This window comes from Arcicella sp. GW821-FHT09D11 (assembly GCF_059416265.1).
Map to the genome: position 1 here is coordinate 21,833 of NZ_JBWKOV010000010.1, position 17,488 is coordinate 39,320.

Genomic DNA, 17,488 nt, shown 5'->3' on the forward strand with positions numbered 1-17,488 from the left:
TTAGATAATAAAATTAAATGGCTGAAAACAAAGTAAATGGTAGGTAAACGCAAGGATAAATAATTAAAAAATTAAATATTTCATTGATTAAGTATTATCATTGTTTCATTATGGAACAATGATAATTCATTTTCTTGAATCCGCCAAGTTTTTGTATTATTTTTGTGGAAATTAGTATTAGAATAAGACAAGTATGGAATCCGATAAAATAGTGATTGACGAGAGCAAATACATTCAACAATTATCCATTGACTGTGTGATATTTGGGTTTCATGGAGAGCAACTAAAGGTATTATTACCGAAAGTAAAGCAATTAGAATTATGGTCGTTGCCAGGTGGTTATGTCATGAAAAGTGAAGATATTGAAGCCGCTGCACAAAGAATATTGGAAGAAAGAACAGGGCTACAAGACATTTATCTTGAACAATTTTACGTTTTTGGCAGAGCCAATCGTTCTACTGGTGAAACCCTCAAGAAAGTATTAATGGCGAATAGTATTCAAATAGCCGAAGATAGTTGGGTTTTCGAGCGTTTTATTTCAATAGGCTATTATGCATTGGTTGATTTTTCAAAGGTAAATACCAAAATCGGTATCTATGATGAAGCTTGCGAATGGCACGATATTCACCAGTTACCTAATTTAGCTTTTGACCATGCAGAAATAATTCAGAAAGCGTTAGAAACATTGAGATTTATGCTCGATGATAAATTAGTTGGACTTAATTTGTTACCTGAAACGTTTACTATGAAAGAGCTTCAGATTTTATATGAAACTATTCTGGATAAGCCTTTAAGAAGAGATAACTTTCAACGTAAAATATTAACAATGGGCATTTTAGAACGCATTGAAAAAAAATTTACAGGAGCAGCACACAAAGCACCCTATCTTTATAAGTTTGTAAAATAATCATTTATTGATTTTTAGTTTTTGTTCAATAGGTAATTTCTTCCTTTATTTACTTTATATAATATACATAATCAACAGCCTCATCATAAATCGCTGGAATTAAACGAAATGGATAATATTAATGAAATTATGCTTCAATCTGCTGAAGCGTTTAAACAATACCGTAAGGTTTCTGGAAAACAAAAAGCTGTATTTTTAAGAACGATTGCCGAAGAGATTGAAGCGTTGGGCTTGGAGCTCATTCATACTACGATGGAAGAGACCAATCTTCCAGAAGCCCGTTTGTTGGGCGAACGTGGACGTACAATTTTTCAGTTAAGAATGTTTGCTGATTTATTAGAGGAAGGTTCTTGGGTAGAAGCACGCATAGATACTGCTCAATTAGACCGCAAACCATTACCCAAAGTTGACCTTCGTAAAATGTCTGTGCCTCTTGGGACAGTAGTGGTTTTTGGGGCTAGTAATTTCCCTTATGCTTATTCAACCGCGGGTGGCGATACTGCTTCGGCTTTGGCTGCTGGTTGTCCAGTAGTATTAAAAGGTCATCCAGCGCATGCTCGTACTTCAGCTATGGTTGCAGATGCGGTATTACGTGCAGCAGAACGCACAGGAATGCCTAAAGGTACTTTTTCCCATGTAGATGGAGGCAACGGTTTTGAAATCGGGAAAGCCCTAGTAATGCACCCAGTAACTAAAGCGGTTGGTTTTACAGGTTCTTTTGCTGGCGGAAAAGCCTTGTTTGATATGGCGAATCAGCGTCCAGAACCGATTCCCGTATTTTCAGAAATGGGAAGTATCAATCCTGTAGTACTAATGCCTGAAAAAATGGCTGAAAGTGCTGAAAGCATTGCAAAAGAATATGCAGGTTCTATCACTTTAGGTGTTGGTCAGTTTTGTACTAATCCAGGGTTGATTTTAGGCGTTGATAATGCTGACTTGGAGCGTTTCATCAGCGTTCTTGCTACGGAAATAGAAAAAGTGGTCCCTGCAAAGATGCTTAATGCAGGTATTTACCAAAACTATGAAGGCAAAAAAACGGTAGCATTAGCACAAGAGGACGTAAAAACAGAAGCAGAATCGCTTGTTGAGAAAACGGATAGTATTCAAGGATTGGCTACTGTAGCTTCTGTTGATGCTGAGGTGTTTTTAGCAAATCCGACTTTACACCAAGAAGTATTTGGTCCTTTTTCTTTAGTGGTAAAATGTAAAGATGTAGCACAGCTAATAGCAGTGATACAGCATTTAGAAGGACAGCTAACAGCTACATTTATGGCTACCGAAGCTGAATTACAAGCGAATGACGACATATTAGAAGCACTTAGAAATATCAGTGGTCGATTGATTTTTAATGGTGTTCCTACAGGTGTTGAAGTGTGTTTTGCGATGCACCATGGCGGACCATTCCCATCATGTACTGACGCTCGTTTTACTTCAGTTGGACCAGATGCTATTAAACGTTTTGTTCGTCCTGCTAGTTATCAAAGCTTCCCAGATAGCCTTTTGCCAGAAGAATTACAAGAATCTAATCCATTGAATATTTGGAGAATGGTAGATAACGAATGGAAAAAATAATTAATAAATTTTGTTAATCGGAAATATATTTCCAGATGTGTGAAATTTATAATTTTATCAAAATTTCATCAAATGGGTTAAAATATGTCTTTTTAGCCCATTTGATGTTTTCAACGCTCTTCAAGAAATTCTATATCTCTTCTACTATCTCTTGTTTTTCCATTAATTCCTACTTGAATCCTCAATCAATATTGTATTTTACCCATTAAAAATAGGCTTTATGTGCTATTTAATGCATTTTTTGAAAAAATCAATATTTTATTTCCGATTTTTTATCTTTATTGTTCCTCTCTTTTCTAATTAACATTAGGTAATTTTTTAAATTCGGTAATATATTTCAGTAATAATTATTTTACTGTTTTGTATTTTTTATTTTAAAATTCATTGTGTAGTATAATTCTTTTGACATTAAGTTTGTGCTTCTTATTCCATCACTAAGAAATATTTACTCAAAATTGTCATTAAAATGATTGAAGCAACTGAAGCCATAGAATTAGAAAAAGAAGCAATCTCTTTGGAAAGAGTACCCACCAAAATTTATAAAGATGCCTCTGAAGCCTCTAAAGCGGTGGCACAAGAAATCGCAAAAATTATTCGTCACAAAAATGCTTTAGGCAAACCCGCAGTATTGGGCTTAGCCACAGGGTCAACACCTAAAAAAGTATATGCTGAACTTATTCGCCTGCATAAAACAGAAGGACTAAGTTTTGAAAATGTGATTACTTTCAATTTGGATGAATATTATCCGATGCAACCTGACGCCGTACAGAGTTATCATCGCTTTATGAAAGAACAATTGTTTAATCATATAAACATTGCTCCTGAAAACTGCCATATTCCAACAGGTACTTTGCCACTGGAAAAGCTTTCAATTTTTTGTAAAGAATATGAGGCTCAGATTGAAGAATTAGGCGGACTAGATATACAAATATTAGGTATCGGTAGAAACGGACATATTGGGTTTAACGAGCCAGGTTCGTTAGTTAATTCAAGAACCCGTCTAATGACACTTGATATTACTACCCGCATGGATGCTGCTGGCGACTTTGGTTCTTTGGTAAAAGTGCCACGCAGAGCAGTGACAATGGGAATAAAGGCAATCATGGAAGCCAAAAGAGTTGTTCTTTTAGCTTTTGGGGAGCATAAAGCAAAAGTAATCAAGGAGGCAATAGAAGGCCCTGTTTCTGAAAAAATACCAGCTTCGTATTTGCAAGGGCATCAAAATGTAAGGTTTATTTTAGACGAAGCAAGTGCTTCTGAATTGAGTAGCCGTAAAAAACCTTGGTTGTTTGATGAAGTAAATTGGGATAAGATGATGGTGAAAAAGGCCGTTACCAATTTAGCATTGAGTTTGGATAAACCTATCTTGAAATTAACCAATCGTGATTATAATGAAAACGGTTTGAGTGATTTACTAGCGAACTACGGACAGGCTTACGATATTAACTTACAGGTTTTCCAAAGCCTTCAACATACTATTACGGGTTGGCCAGGGGGCAAGTCGCTAGCGAGTGATGCCAACAGACCAGAAAGAGCTTTCCCTGCACAGAAAAGAGTATTGATTTTCAGTCCACACCCTGACGATGATATTATCTCGATGGGGGGAACATTCCAACGTTTAGTTGACCAAGGGCATGATGTGCACGTAGCTTATCAGACTTCTGGAAACATTGCTGTGGCAGACGATGAAGCCCTACGCTTTATCGATTTCTTAGACGATTTCAATAACACCTTCGATATCGAGAACAGAAAATACAATACTGTTTTTGAAGAAGCTCGTGCATTTTTAAGTACTAAAAAAGATAGTGAAATAGATATTCCTGCTGTGCGTTATGTAAAAGGTATTATTCGTCAAGGTGAAGCAAAAGCTACTTGTCGTTTTGTAGGCATTCCTGCTACTAACGTTCACTTTTTGAATATGCCTTTTTACGAAACAGGCGCTATTCAAAAAATGCCATTGGGCGAAGCAGACATCAAGATTGTATCGAATATCATTGCTGAAATAAAACCACATCAAATTTTTGCAGCAGGCGACTTGGCAGACCCACACGGAACGCACAAAGTATGCCTAGATGCTATTTTTGAATCGCTTGACCGTTTGAAAAAAGAAGAGTACATGAATGACTGTTGGGTGTGGTTGTATCGAGGAGCATGGGCAGAATGGGATATTCATGAAATTGAAATGGCTGTGCCAATGAGCCCAACGCAAGTATTGCAGAAGCGTCATGGTATTTTCAAACACCAATCTCAAAAAGATGGGGTAGTTTTTCAAGGGAACGATTCAAGAGAATTCTGGCAACGTGCCGAAGACAGAAATAGCGCTACCGCTGAATTGTACAATAAGTTAGGTTTTGCAGAATATGCAGCCATCGAGGCTTTTGTAAGATATCATTATTGATTTTAGGGTAAGTTTTTCCTTATTATCAATCAAAACAACAAGTATTTAGTTAGAACTGGTTATATATTAATAATGCTTGAACATTAGAATTCACTACGGGCTATGCCTGTAGTGAATTTATTTAATATGTGCCTTTCAAGATTGTCTTCAACTTACTTTATTTATACATTTTGCCCCAAACCAACCACCATTATGACTAAAAATAAATCTTTTCTATCGCCCATTGTTATCATCGGGATGCTGTTTTTCATCTTTGGTTTTATCACTTGGCTCAACGGAACGCTTATCCCATTTCTTAAAATTGCTTGTGAGCTTGAATATGCCGAGGCTCTTTTAGTAACCTTTGCTTTTTATATTGCCTATGTTTTTTTAGCGATTCCATCGTCTTTGATTTTGACAAAAGTAGGCTTTAAAAATGGCATGGCTTGGGGGTTGGTGATAATGGCGATAGGTGCCGTTGTATTTGTGCCTGCTGCCCAAAGTCGTTCTTTTGCTTTATTCCTTACAGGATTATTCATTCAAGGAGCAGGGATTTCTTTATTACAAACGGCATCCAATCCATATATCAGTATTTTAGGCCCGATTGAGAGTGCAGCTCAACGCATTAGTATCATGGGTGTTTGTAATAAAATTGCAGGAGCGTTAAGTCCGCTGATTTTAGGGGCAATCATTTTAGATGGTGCAAGCGACATCGAAAATCAATTAAAAACGAGCCTTGCCAGTGAAAAAGAAATATTATTAAACGAATTGGCTGGACGAGTTATCGTACCTTATATCGTAATGGCTATTGCATTATTGCTTTTGGCATTTATGATTTATAAATCTAGTTTGCCAGAGATTGACACAAGCAAGGATGAAAACGAAGCCGTTCAAGACACAAGTGGAAAAAGTATATTCCAACATGTAAATTTGGTATTAGGAATTTTAGCGATTTTCTGTTGTGTAGGCGTTGAAGTAATTGCTGGAGACACCATCGGGCAATACGGAAGTTCATTAGGCATTAGTTTAGATGTTGCTAAAAACTTTACTTCGCTAACGTTAATTGCTATGCTAGTTGGTTATTTTGTAGGTATCGTGGCTATTCCGAAATACATTCCGCAAAATAAGGCATTGATGTATTGTGGTATTATTGGCGTACTATTTACCATCGGTATCATCTTTACGTCTGGATTTACTTCTGTTGGTTTTGTGGCATTGTTGGGTTTAGCTAATTCTTTAATGTGGCCAGCTATTTTCCCTTTAGCGATTAAAGGATTGGGTAAAAAGACCGAATTTGGTTCTGCTCTATTGATTATGGGTATTGGTGGCGGTGCTATTTTACCATTTTTCTACGGAAAAATCGCTGAGTCAGTAGGTGTTCAACAAGCTTATCTGATATTAATTCCTTGCTATCTATACATACTATACTTCGCAACGATTGGACATAAAAAACAAACGTGGTAAAATAGTTGTGATTTAGTGAATTGTGAATGAGTGATACACTTTAAGATTTAAAACTATTCACAACTCACAATTCACTAACTCACAACTAAAACAAAATAAGTAAAAAGTCCTATAGACAGCTTATTAAATACCATTGGATTGGATGGCTTGGTAGTAGCTTTGTTGTATGATTATTAAATGATAAAAATCATTTAAAGATAATTAAACAATAAAGTTATGAGCCAGTATCAGACCTTGAAATTAGATAGAGAGCGTTCTAAATTTGAAGCCATTGTCGAACAAAGATGTCCACAATGTAGAGAAGGTAAAATGTTTAAATATTCATTCTTACGTGTAGATAAGTTTGATGAAATGCATACAAATTGTCCTGTTTGTAATTTACGTTACGAAGTAGAACCAGGCTTTTGGTATGGAGCGATGTTTGTAAGCTATGGGTTTTCCATATTAATATTAATTGTGTTGGGCGTAGTATTGTATTGGTTTTTTAATGACCCTCCGATTATGGGTTATATCATCCCAATCACAGTAGTATCACTTCTTTCGGTACCTTTTAATTTCAGAATGTCGAGATCTGTATTTTTACACCTCTTCGGCTTTGTAAAATATAAACCAGAGAGATAGTTGTGAATGAGTGAGTTGTGAGTTAGTGATTTTTTGAAAATATTGAGATTAAATGATTTTTAGGAAACTCTATTTGTGTGAATATCCTTCACTAACTCACAACTCACTAACTCACTAACTCACAATTAATTATAACACTTGCAATTTGCTATTTTGATAAGCAGATAATTCTGGAGAATGGGCGGGCAATTCAGTAATTAAGTAGTCGATTTCTTGTAGGTCGGCTACTTTCATTTTCATCACAGAATTTAATTTTTCTGAAATAGCCAATACGGCCACCTTGTCTGATGCCTTCATCATCGCCTTTTTTACTTGTACCGTTTCCCAATCAGAGTCGGTTAAACCTCCTTGAGCATCTAGCGCATTTGTACCCAAAATACATAAATCTGCTTTCATTTCTGAAAGGCGGTGATGTACTTCTCCACCAATAGACATTTGACTGTATCTTGATACTTGTCCACCAATCAGAATAATCTCAATATTAGGTTTATCCAATAATTCAACAGCCGTTAAAGGGTTGACTGTCATGAAGGTAGCCGTAAAATCCTCTGGAATTAGTTTTACAAATTCTCGGATAGTAGTACCCCCACCAATCAGCACTAACATTCCCTCTTTTAACAAAGAAAATGCTTTTTGTCCTATTTCTACTTTATGACTATGGGCATAGGTCTCCTTAAGATTAGAAGAGTGATGGTAAGCTTTTGACATAGCCCCGCCTCTAATCTTGATAATTTCGCCCTCTTCTGCTAATTCATTAATATCTCTTCGAATGGTGTCTTCAGATACACTCAACGCTTCTACTAATTCTCCTAAAGATATTCTTGTATGAACATTGATTTCCTTTAAAATCAAATCTTTACGTTCTTTCTTTAATAAGTTAATCGACATTATAATTATTAAAATTTATCAAATTGAATAGAACAAAGGTATAAAAAAACTGCAAATTATCAGAAGGTTTTAGGGTAAATTATATTGCAAATTTTGCAATTTTTAAGAAAAAATACTCATTTTTATTACAATTTGTTATTATTTTCTTAACAAATTGTTTTTTGTGTGCAAAAAATTTATATGTTTGTTGCAATAAGTGCAATATTTATTTGCGGTTATTGCAGAATCCAATTTACCATAAAAAACTTTTAAGCATGAAAAAAATTAGACTATTAAAAAGCCCTCAACGCTTCTTATGGCTTTCTCTTATTGGAAGTTTAGCAATAAGTGGCTATTCGCATGCTGATGTGAATAAAAATACCGTTACTTATCTTCGAAAACCATCAGAAAAGAGTGTAGCTAAAGAAATAGGGGGGAAAGTTGTTTCTGCAAAAGATGCAAGTCCAGTGATTGGTGCTGCGGTTTTTATCAAAGAAAGTCCAAGAGTTGGAACAAGTACAGATGCAGAAGGAAATTTCAAACTGAATTTGCCAGATAACATCGCTACTAAAAATATTACGTTAGTAGTAAGTAGCGTAGGCTTTGAAACATTTGAAGTAGCTCTTTCAGCAGGACAGACTTCTGTTTCAGTGACATTAAAAGAAAGTGTTCAGCAACTTGGAGAGATTGTCGTAACAGCTTTAGGTGTAAAGAAAGACAAGCGTGCACTTGCCTATTCAGTATCAGAAATAAATGGTGCGGAATTTACACAAGCACGTGAGAATAACGTAGCCAATGGTTTAACAGGAAAAATAGCTGGGGTAAATGCTACTGGTCTATCTACTGGCCCTGGTGGTTCAAGTCGTGTGGTTATTCGTGGTAATGGCTCATTGACAGGCAATAGCCAACCGTTATATGTAATCAACGGGATGCCAATAGATAACAGTGTTCCTGGTGGAAGTTCATTACCTAACGGCTTAGGAACTAAAGCTGGAACAGACCGTGGAGATGGTATTGCAGCCATCAATCCAGACGATATCGAGTCAATGACAGTACTAAAAGGTGGTGCTGCCGCGGCATTGTATGGTTCACGTGGTGCTAATGGGGTAATCTTGATTACTACCAAAAAAGGAAAGCAACAAAAAGGAATTGGCGTAGAATACAATGGTACGTATTCAATGGAAAATATCTCTGTATTTCCAGATTTTCAATATGAATACGGACAAGGAGATGGTGGTGTAAAACCAACAACACTGGCACAGGCACAAGGAACTGGTCGCCGTTCGTTTGGGTCAAAAATCGATGGTTCTACTGATTATGTAGCAGCTGATGGTAAAACTCACCCGTATGTAGCACAAAAGGATAACCTGAAGAATTTTTATCAGACAGGAACAACTTTCACCAACTCAATTGCTTTTTCAGGAGGTAACGACGCGATTTTATACCGTCTTTCTTTAGCAGATATGGATGCGAAAGGCATATTGCCTTCTAATACTTATAATCGTAAAACGGCTAGTTTAAATATTTCAGCTAAACTAAGCGACCGTCTTAGAGCAGAAGCAGTAGTACAGTATAATCTTGAAAAAGGTAATAATAGACCAGTGGCAGGGGATGCTTTGGGTAACCCCAACTGGATGCCATACGAAGTAGCCAATACAGTAGATGTACGTTGGTTGAATCCTGGATATGATACTAATGGTAATGAGATTTTTTGGAATGATGCAGGTATCGTAACCAATGGTTACTTCTTTATCAATAAGTTTAAGCAAACAGATACGAAAGACCGTTTTATTGGACAAGCTTCAATTTCGTATGATATATTAAAAAACCTGACCATAAAAGGTACTACGACACGCGATTTCTATAATTATAATTTCACGAGTATTCAGCCAACAGGCGGGCAGTATATCCCTCAAGGTCAGTACGATGGCATCAAGTCGGATGTATCAGAAACTAATAGCATGATTACGGTTGCTTACAATACCAAATTTGCAGAAACAATTGGATTGTCAGTATTAGCAGGAGGGAATACTCGTCAGTTTAAAAACAATCAATTTGATTTCTATGGACAGGGCTATACGATACCTTATTTCTATAGTTTTTCAAACTTGTCAACATCTACGGCTACTCCAGTTACTAGTAATATCAAAACAAACTCTGTATTTGGTTCAGCAGATTTAGATTATAAAGGAATCTGGTTTTTAACGCTAACAGGTCGTCAGGATTGGTTTTCAACGCTAAGTCCTAAAAACAATAATATCTTCTATCCAAGTGTTGGAACAAGTTTGATTTTATCAGATGTAATCAGAATGCCACAGGCATTTGATCAAGTAAAATTGCGTGGTTCATGGGCACAAGTAGGTGGGGGCGGTCCTGACCCTTATGCTATCAACTTAGCGTATAGTAATGTTCCAAGTGCGAGCTCAGTACCATTACAAAATGTAAGCTCTGCTTCGATTACTAACGCAGAATTAAAACCGTTTACGTCTACAACAGTTGAATTAGGATTAAGTACTCGCGTGTTTGGAGGTCGTTTAAATTTTGATGCCGCTTTATATGACAAAAAATCATCCAATGATATTGTAAGTGTGCCTATTTCAGGAGCATCAGGTTATACAAGTGCTATTTTGAACTCAGGCGAATTAAGTAATAAAGGGATAGAATTGTTGATAGAAGGTACGCCTATTAAATCTGCTGATTTCTCATGGAATACTAGCTTCAACTTCGCCTATAACAAAAGTGAAGTATTAAAGCTGGCTGATGGTATCAGTACGTTTTCAATCGGAACTTCTGCCAATGGTAACGCATTCATTAACAACCAAGTAGGAATGCCTTTTGGTGGAATTTATGGATACCGTAAAAAGACAGATGCTGCGGGAAGAATTATCTATGATACCAACTCTAACCTGCCTTTGCAAACTGATAACAACCAGTTTTTGGGCAATGGTGTTCCTCCTTATACAATGGGTTTAACGAACTCATTCAAATACAAAAACTTCTCATTAGATGTATTGGTTGATGGTAAGTTTGGTAGTAGTATCTTCTCAGTAATGGAAGTATATGCTACTCGTCTAGGATTGTTGAAATCTACCTTGCCAGGTCGTGAAAATGGTTTAGCATTAAGCGGTGTTACTGCTAACGGAGATGCCTATTCTTATACAGTGCCTGTGGCTAATTTACGTAGTGCATACTATAATAACTTAAACAGATATACTGAATTATTTGTGCATGATGCAAGTTTTGTGAAACTACGTCAGGTTATCATTTCTTACCGTCTACCTGCTGGTTTCTTGAAAGCATTGGGTATACAGTCGGCAAGCGTATCATTAGTAGGACGTAACCTTCTGATTCTGTATAAGAAAACAGACAATTTTGATCCAGAGCAAAGCTTGACCAATGGTGCAGCACAAGGTATCGAGTCGGTTGGCTTACCTCGTACTCGTTCATACGGTTTGAACCTGAATTTGAAATTCTAACAAAAAGCAAGACAATGAAACAGTTATTTTCAAGATATACATTCCCTTTACTCGCAGCATGTAGCATATTTCTTACATCCTGCGATGGAGATTTCGCTGAAATCAACACCAATCCCAATGCGGTATCTGTCCCTACTACTCCCTATATATTTAGCAAAGCCCTATACGATGGTGCAGCGAATAGTGGAAACAAGGGGAGCCTTTTGTTTGGGTTGATGCAATATACTACCAGCTATAATGACGTAGAAGGTTTTGGTTCTAAATATACAGCCTCACAAGTGAATGCTACAGGTGGTGTATTTACGAATTCTTATCCAAACCAGATTAATGAAATTGGTGAGGTAATTAAAGCTGTAAAAGATGACCCTACAAAGGTAAACTTGTATGCAACAGCACGTATTTGGCGAGTATATTGCTTCAGTCGCCTTACCGATTTATATGGCGATATTCCTTACTCACAGGCAGGACAAGGCTATAATCTTTCTGTATTTCAGCCTAAATATGATGCTCAGAGTACGATTTATGCAGATATGTTGAAAGAATTAGAGGCGGCAGCTACGGCCTTGACAACTTCTAATACTACTACTTTCGGTAATTCTGATTTGATTTACCAAGGAAATGTTACTCAATGGAAAAAGTTTGCCTATTCATTGATGTTGCGTTTAGGTATGCGTTTGACAAAAGTAGATGCAGCAGGTGCACAAAGCTGGGTGACTAAAGCCGTTGCTGGTGGAATAATCAGAGAGTATGCAGACATTGCCAAAATGAGCTATACCTCTGGGGGACAGAATATTAATAAAAATCCAGTAGCATGGCAGTTACTGAATGATAATTATTTACGTGCAGACGGCGTGAACAATACTGAAGGAGGTAAATATCAGCAAGTATTTATCAATTCATTAAAAGCTAATAATGACCCTCGCTTAGGTGTGCTTTCTGTGATATATGTAAATGGAGCTGCTAGTTCAGATGAAAGTATTCAGAAAGGGATGCCTGCTACGATTAATGGAACCAAGCCTTCTGACTTTGTTACTTATTCAGAGCCAAAGCAAACAACAGTATTAAAAGTAGATGCCCCTTTATTATTATTTACAGCAGCAGAATCTAATTTCTTATTGGCAGAAGCTGCTTTAAGAGGTTGGTATAGTGCCGAAACGGCTACTAGTTTATACGAAGCTGGTATTCGTGCATCGATGAGACAGTGGGATTTGATTAGTGGGACTACCAACGTGATTGACAAAACTCGTATCGATAGTTATGTGGCGGCTCATGCTTTAAAGACTACTGGTTCAGTAGCTACTCAGACGGAACAGATTTACAATGAGGTTTGGGTTGGTCTTTTCCCAGATGCTCAGGAAGTATATAACAACTACCGTCGTACGGGTTATCCAGCTTTGACGCCAAACGTATATCCTGGTAATGCAACAGGTGGTAAAATATTCCGTCGATTCTTATATCCTGTGTTAGAACAGACGCTTAACAGAGCTTCATATAATGATGCTGTACAAAGACAAGGTGTTGACGATTTATTAACCCGAGTTTGGTGGGATAAACAATAGACTATTATCCAATTTTATATAAACACTTCATCCGTATTGACGAACGCCTCGATGTTCGTCAATACGGGGTGAAGTACTTAAAATCAATAAACTTTTGTAATTTCATAAATTGCTCAATCACAATCGTTTATAATAAGATTATGTTTTTAAAAAAGATAGTAATATTCTTGATTTGCATTTGTTTTACGATGCAAATTCAGGCACAAAAAGTACAAGTAAATAATAAGCCAGAACGCATAAATTGGTTTCAAGATTTAGCTTTTGGGATGTTTATTCATTGGAATGTAGATGTCTCTTTAGGAGCAGTTATCAGTCATTCCTTGGCAGGAGCTTCAAACGAATATGTTGAAAAATACATCAACGAATTACCTAAATACTTTAATCCTAACAAATTTAACCCTACTGATTGGGCAAAGAGTGCCAAATTAGCAGGCATGAAGTATGTAGTTTTTACGGCGAAACATCATTCTGGTTTTTGTATGTTTAATACCCAAACTACACCCTTCAATGTGATGAATACTCCTTATGGAAAAGACCTTACCAAAGAAATTATTGATGCTTTCAGAAAAGAAGGAATTGCCATTGGAATTTATTTCTCGCCAGAAGACTTTAACTATTTTCATAAAAACAATATTCAGATAGGTCGTTTACAATTGCCAGAACATTTTCCTGCTAATAATAAAGGGTTGATGGATTATGATAAAAAGCAATTGAAGGAATTATTGACTAATTACGGAAAGGTAGACATTCTTTTTATTGATGGCCCAGGTGATGGATTGCGTGAATATGCTTGGAGTTTGAACCCTGAATTGGTGATTACGCGTGATATCATGACAACGCCTGAGCAAAACACACCCGACGAACCGATGGCGCGTCCTTGGGAGGCTTGTTATACCATGGGCACAGATTGGCAGTACAAACCAACGAATGACCCTCATAAATCTGGGACAGAAATCATCAATATGCTCGTTGAAATTAGGGCAAAAGGGGGCAACTTTTTGTTGAATGTTGGCCCTAAGCAAGATGGTGAGTTGCAAATAGAACAACAAGCACTTTTACAAGAAATAGCCCTTTGGAATTTTGCTAATGCCGAAGCAATTCATGCCGTAAAACCACTTTCTGTCGTGCGTGAAGATAATATTTGGTACACGCAGTCGAACGATGAAAATTACATTTATGCGATTGTGCAAAGAAGTGGATTTGAAGACTGGAGATATGGAACACGCAAAAACTTTGTGCTGACACACATAGAAGGGAATGCCAATACCAAAGTGAGTATTCTAGGCTATAAAAGCGAATTGGTAGAATACAAAAAAGATTTTGATGCTAAAATCTACAATGCTCCTACCACCATTGGGTTAGTTGTAAGTGCCGTCAATGGTCAACGCTTTTACACTAATAATCAATGGAAAAATGCGGTAGTACTGAAAATTGAAAATGCAAAATTCAGAAAAATCAATACCCCCAAAGCAACCCAAAGTTCGATAGACGGTGCGAAGTAGGACGTCAGCATATTATTACTTTCAATCCGTTATTGACAGGATAAAAATTTGTGAAAATAATTTTCTTAATTAATCCTGTAAGATGTTCATTTATAGTAAATTAATAAAATAATTCACGGATTTGCTTCATAGAAAACGTCAGGATTGATAAGGGCAACACTTATATTACTTTTTTAAACCTTGCAAAATGCATGATGAAGGTTTTATGAAAAGCTTCATCAACACAAATTTGAAACAAAAACAATTACTATTATGAACGTTATTGAATTACTTAGTCCAGAACAGTCTTTTGAAACTCTCGGATTATCCCTACCTCCAGCACCGCTTCCTTTGGGTGTTTATAAACCTTATTTAATAGATGGCAAATACCTGTACCTATCTGGACATGGCCCTGTAAGAGACGATAAAAGCTTGATTATTGGCAGAATTGGTAAAGACTTAGATATAGAAGAAGGAAAATTAGCGGCTTGTCAAGTAGGCTTAACCATGCTTTCAACCATCAAAACACATCTTGGTAGTTTAGATAGAGTAAAGCGTGTCATCAAAATTTTAGGCATGGTGAATTGCGTGTCAGAATTTGAACGCCATCCTTATGTTATCAATGGATGTAGTGAGCTTTTTGCCAAAGTATGGGGAACCGAAAATGGCATTGGTGTAAGAAGTGCAGTAGGGATGGGAACACTTCCAGATAATATTCCTGTAGAAATTGAGGCGATGTTTGAACTTCATGAAGACTAGGCCATGAGTAATAACACTACTGGGTACAACATTGAAAATATTCATACGCTTGATACGCCTGCATTGGTAGTTTTCCCAGACATCGTACAGCGTAATATCCAAAAGCTTGTTGCTTCTATTGATGATGTCAGTCGTTTGAGGCCACACATCAAAACACATAAAACCTTAGAAGTGATAAAGTTATTGCAAGAAGCTGGTATCCAGAAATTTAAATGTGCTACCATTGCAGAAACAGAACTCTTGGCAATTGCTAAAGCCAAGGATGTACTCTTGGCATATCAGCCAGTAGGGGCTAAATTGTTACGTTTGATTGAAATCATCAAACACTTTCCTGAAACGAAATTTTCGTGTTTAGTTGATTCTCTGGCGGTAGCAAAAGAGATGGCGAAAGTCGCTCAAGAAAACAACCTTACTTTATCGCTTTATATTGATTTGAATGTTGGTATGAATCGCACAGGGATTTTACCAGAAAATGCGCTTGAATTAATCCTTTCTTTACAAGATATGGAGGCCTTATCAGTTAAAGGCTTTCATATTTATGATGGTAACATCAAAGATGTTGACCTTCAAGTTCGTACTCAACAATGTAATACGGCTTTTCAAGCTGTAAATGATTTAGTAGAAAAACTAACTGAAAAAGGCATTCAAAACCTTACTATTGTAGCGGGAGGAACACCAACGTTTCCGATTCATGCGAAAAGGGATAAGGTAGAATGTAGCCCCGGTACTTTTGTGTATTGGGATAAGGGTTATTTAGATTCTTTCCCTGAGCAAGATTTTGAACCAGCAGCTTTAGTGATAAGTCGGGTAATTTCTTTGCCTGATAAAGATAAAATTTGCTTGGATTTAGGACACAAGTCTGTAGCAGCAGAGAACCCTTTGGATAGAAGAGTATTTTTCTTGAATGCTCCTGACGTAACTTTTATCGGACAAAGTGAAGAACACTTAGTCTTGGGTGTTCCCGAAAACCATACTTATCAAATTGGAGATGTTTTTTATGGGTTACCCATTCATATCTGCCCAACATGTGCTTTGTACGAAAAAGCAAATATTGTAGCGCATGAGGTATTGACAGGTGAAAAATGGAAAATTGTTGCCAGAGACAGACAAATCAATTATTGAGGGCGATTAGTGAATGTTGTTTTATATCATTAAATAATGCTTGACAATTATTATATAGACTTTCCAGAAACTTTTTAGTGCTGGAAAGTCTTTTTGCACATTATATCTAAATTCATTGAAAAATCTGACAAGTTCAAAACTTGTCTTATACGAAATAGCATATGTTTACAATAGACGCACATCTTGACCTTAGCATGAATGCGATGGAATGGAATCGTGATTTAAGATTATCAGTCTCTGAAATTCGTGAGAGAGAAAAAGGTATGACTGATAAGCCAGATCGTGCCAAAGGAACGGTTACTTTTCCTGAATTAAGAAAAGGGAATATAGGCTTGGTAGTTGCTACGCAAATAGCACGTTTTGTAAAACCAGATAGTACCTTACCAGGCTGGGCATCGCCAGAACAAGCGTGGGCACAAAGCCAAGGACAAGTAGCATGGTATAAAAGCATGGAGGAATGTGGCGAGATGGTTCAAATCAATAACCTCGAAACATTAGAAAAACACCTTGCATTATGGAATGATGGCACACCCAACGAAAGTAAGCCTATTGGTTATATTTTAAGCTTAGAGGGAGCAGATTCGCTCGTGACTATCAATCATGTAGAGAGAGCCTATCAATATGGTTTGCGTGCTATTGGTCCTGCACACTATGGCCCAGGGCGTTATGCTCAGGGAACAGATGCTACTGGTTTTATGGGAAAAGCAGGACAGGATTTATTGAAAGAAATGGAAAGACTGAACATCATTCTGGATGCTACGCATTTATGTGATGATAGTTTTTGGGAAGCCATGGATCATTTCAATGGGGCTGTTTGGGCGAGTCATAATTTATGTAGAAGCTTAGTGAACCATAATAGACAGTTTAGCGACGAACAAATAAAGGAATTAATCAGTAGAGATGCCGTAATTGGCGGAGCGTTAGATGCTTGGATGATGGTTCCTAATTGGGTTAGAGGCAAATCAACACCTGAAGGGATGAACTGTAATTTGGCTGTCATGGTAGACCACCTCGACCATATTTGTCAACTGGCGGGCAATGCACTTCATGTGGGCATTGGTTCAGATTTAGATGGAGCTTTTGGACGAGAACAAAGTCCTTATGACTTAGATACTATTGCGGATTTACAGACGATACCAGCTATTTTAGAGAAAAGAGGTTATACTCAAACGGATATAGAAAACATCATGCATGGTAACTGGTTGAGGTTTTTAAGAAAGAACTGGAGTAAATAGCTTTCAGCAATAAGCGTTGATTTTATGTTTTTGAGGTATTAGGAATTT

At 37.0% G+C, this 17,488-nt stretch carries 12 protein-coding genes; 11 read left to right on the forward strand and 1 reads right to left on the reverse strand.

The window, feature by feature from the left end; translation table 11 throughout:
* Nucleotides 1–193 precede the first annotated feature (193 nt).
* From AC07N0_RS20270 to AC07N0_RS20290, 5 genes are all read left to right on the forward strand, one after another.
* Entirely contained in the window at nt 194–907 is a 714-nt protein-coding gene (locus tag AC07N0_RS20270; RefSeq protein ID WP_494590748.1) for an NUDIX hydrolase, read from the forward strand.
* 108 nt (nt 908–1,015) lie between these two features.
* Nucleotides 1,016–2,479, forward strand: coding sequence for an aldehyde dehydrogenase (NADP(+)) (locus AC07N0_RS20275; RefSeq protein WP_494590749.1), 1,464 nt, complete (start codon nt 1,016–1,018; stop codon nt 2,477–2,479).
* 466 nt (nt 2,480–2,945) lie between these two features.
* Complete coding sequence (gene nagB / locus AC07N0_RS20280) at nt 2,946–4,877, forward strand: glucosamine-6-phosphate deaminase (RefSeq protein WP_494590750.1); 1,932 nt, start codon at nt 2,946–2,948, stop codon at nt 4,875–4,877.
* Between the two features lie 192 nt (nt 4,878–5,069).
* Complete coding sequence (locus AC07N0_RS20285; RefSeq protein WP_492804338.1) at nt 5,070–6,320, forward strand: sugar MFS transporter; 1,251 nt, start codon at nt 5,070–5,072, stop codon at nt 6,318–6,320.
* Nucleotides 6,321–6,536: 216 nt separating this feature from the next.
* On the forward strand, nt 6,537–6,941 hold the full coding sequence (locus AC07N0_RS20290; RefSeq protein WP_494590751.1) for a DUF983 domain-containing protein: 405 nt from the start codon (nt 6,537–6,539) through the stop codon (nt 6,939–6,941).
* Between the two features lie 129 nt (nt 6,942–7,070).
* Here AC07N0_RS20290 and AC07N0_RS20295 read toward each other — a convergent pair whose 3' ends face one another.
* Nucleotides 7,071–7,829 carry a DeoR/GlpR family DNA-binding transcription regulator gene (locus AC07N0_RS20295; protein WP_492804335.1) on the reverse strand — a complete coding sequence of 253 codons (759 nt, stop codon included), beginning with the start codon at nt 7,827–7,829 and terminating at the stop codon, nt 7,071–7,073.
* Between the two features lie 254 nt (nt 7,830–8,083).
* Here AC07N0_RS20295 and AC07N0_RS20300 point away from each other — a divergent pair, with 254 nt between their 5' ends.
* The 6 genes from AC07N0_RS20300 (at nt 8,084) to AC07N0_RS20325 (ending at nt 17,440) form a co-directional block, all read left to right on the forward strand.
* Nucleotides 8,084–11,284: a SusC/RagA family TonB-linked outer membrane protein gene (locus AC07N0_RS20300; RefSeq protein ID WP_494590752.1), complete on the forward strand. Its 3,201-nt coding sequence runs from the start codon at nt 8,084–8,086 to the stop codon at nt 11,282–11,284.
* Between the two features lie 14 nt (nt 11,285–11,298).
* Entirely contained in the window at nt 11,299–12,843 is a 1,545-nt protein-coding gene (locus AC07N0_RS20305; RefSeq protein ID WP_494590753.1) for a SusD/RagB family nutrient-binding outer membrane lipoprotein, read from the forward strand.
* 188 nt (nt 12,844–13,031) lie between these two features.
* Nucleotides 13,032–14,345, forward strand: coding sequence for an alpha-L-fucosidase (locus tag AC07N0_RS20310; RefSeq protein WP_494590754.1), 1,314 nt, complete (start codon nt 13,032–13,034; stop codon nt 14,343–14,345).
* Nucleotides 14,346–14,597: 252 nt separating this feature from the next.
* Nucleotides 14,598–15,083, forward strand: a complete 486-nt coding sequence (locus AC07N0_RS20315) for a RidA family protein (RefSeq protein ID WP_309924478.1) — start codon at nt 14,598–14,600, stop codon at nt 15,081–15,083.
* A gap of 3 nt (nt 15,084–15,086) precedes the next feature.
* Nucleotides 15,087–16,205, forward strand: coding sequence for a D-TA family PLP-dependent enzyme (locus tag AC07N0_RS20320; protein WP_494590755.1), 1,119 nt, complete (start codon nt 15,087–15,089; stop codon nt 16,203–16,205).
* A 161-nt stretch (nt 16,206–16,366) separates the two neighbouring features.
* On the forward strand, nt 16,367–17,440 hold the full coding sequence (locus AC07N0_RS20325; RefSeq protein ID WP_494590756.1) for a dipeptidase: 1,074 nt from the start codon (nt 16,367–16,369) through the stop codon (nt 17,438–17,440).
* Nucleotides 17,441–17,488: the final 48 nt, after the last annotated feature.

What these genes read in the sequence shown, in the direction of transcription:
- AC07N0_RS20270 (WP_494590748.1), top strand. Translation starts at nt 194, where the DNA reads ATGGAATCCGATAAAATAGTGATTGACGAGAGCAAATACATTCAACAA.
- AC07N0_RS20275 (WP_494590749.1), top strand. Translation starts at nt 1,016, where the DNA reads ATGGATAATATTAATGAAATTATGCTTCAATCTGCTGAAGCGTTTAAA.
- nagB (WP_494590750.1), top strand. Translation starts at nt 2,946, where the DNA reads ATGATTGAAGCAACTGAAGCCATAGAATTAGAAAAAGAAGCAATCTCT.
- AC07N0_RS20285 (WP_492804338.1), top strand. Translation starts at nt 5,070, where the DNA reads ATGACTAAAAATAAATCTTTTCTATCGCCCATTGTTATCATCGGGATG.
- AC07N0_RS20290 (WP_494590751.1), top strand. Translation starts at nt 6,537, where the DNA reads ATGAGCCAGTATCAGACCTTGAAATTAGATAGAGAGCGTTCTAAATTT.
- AC07N0_RS20295 (WP_492804335.1), bottom strand. Translation starts at nt 7,829, where the DNA reads ATGTCGATTAACTTATTAAAGAAAGAACGTAAAGATTTGATTTTAAAG.
- AC07N0_RS20300 (WP_494590752.1), top strand. Translation starts at nt 8,084, where the DNA reads ATGAAAAAAATTAGACTATTAAAAAGCCCTCAACGCTTCTTATGGCTT.
- AC07N0_RS20305 (WP_494590753.1), top strand. Translation starts at nt 11,299, where the DNA reads ATGAAACAGTTATTTTCAAGATATACATTCCCTTTACTCGCAGCATGT.
- AC07N0_RS20310 (WP_494590754.1), top strand. Translation starts at nt 13,032, where the DNA reads ATGCAAATTCAGGCACAAAAAGTACAAGTAAATAATAAGCCAGAACGC.
- AC07N0_RS20315 (WP_309924478.1), top strand. Translation starts at nt 14,598, where the DNA reads ATGAACGTTATTGAATTACTTAGTCCAGAACAGTCTTTTGAAACTCTC.
- AC07N0_RS20320 (WP_494590755.1), top strand. Translation starts at nt 15,087, where the DNA reads ATGAGTAATAACACTACTGGGTACAACATTGAAAATATTCATACGCTT.
- AC07N0_RS20325 (WP_494590756.1), top strand. Translation starts at nt 16,367, where the DNA reads ATGTTTACAATAGACGCACATCTTGACCTTAGCATGAATGCGATGGAA.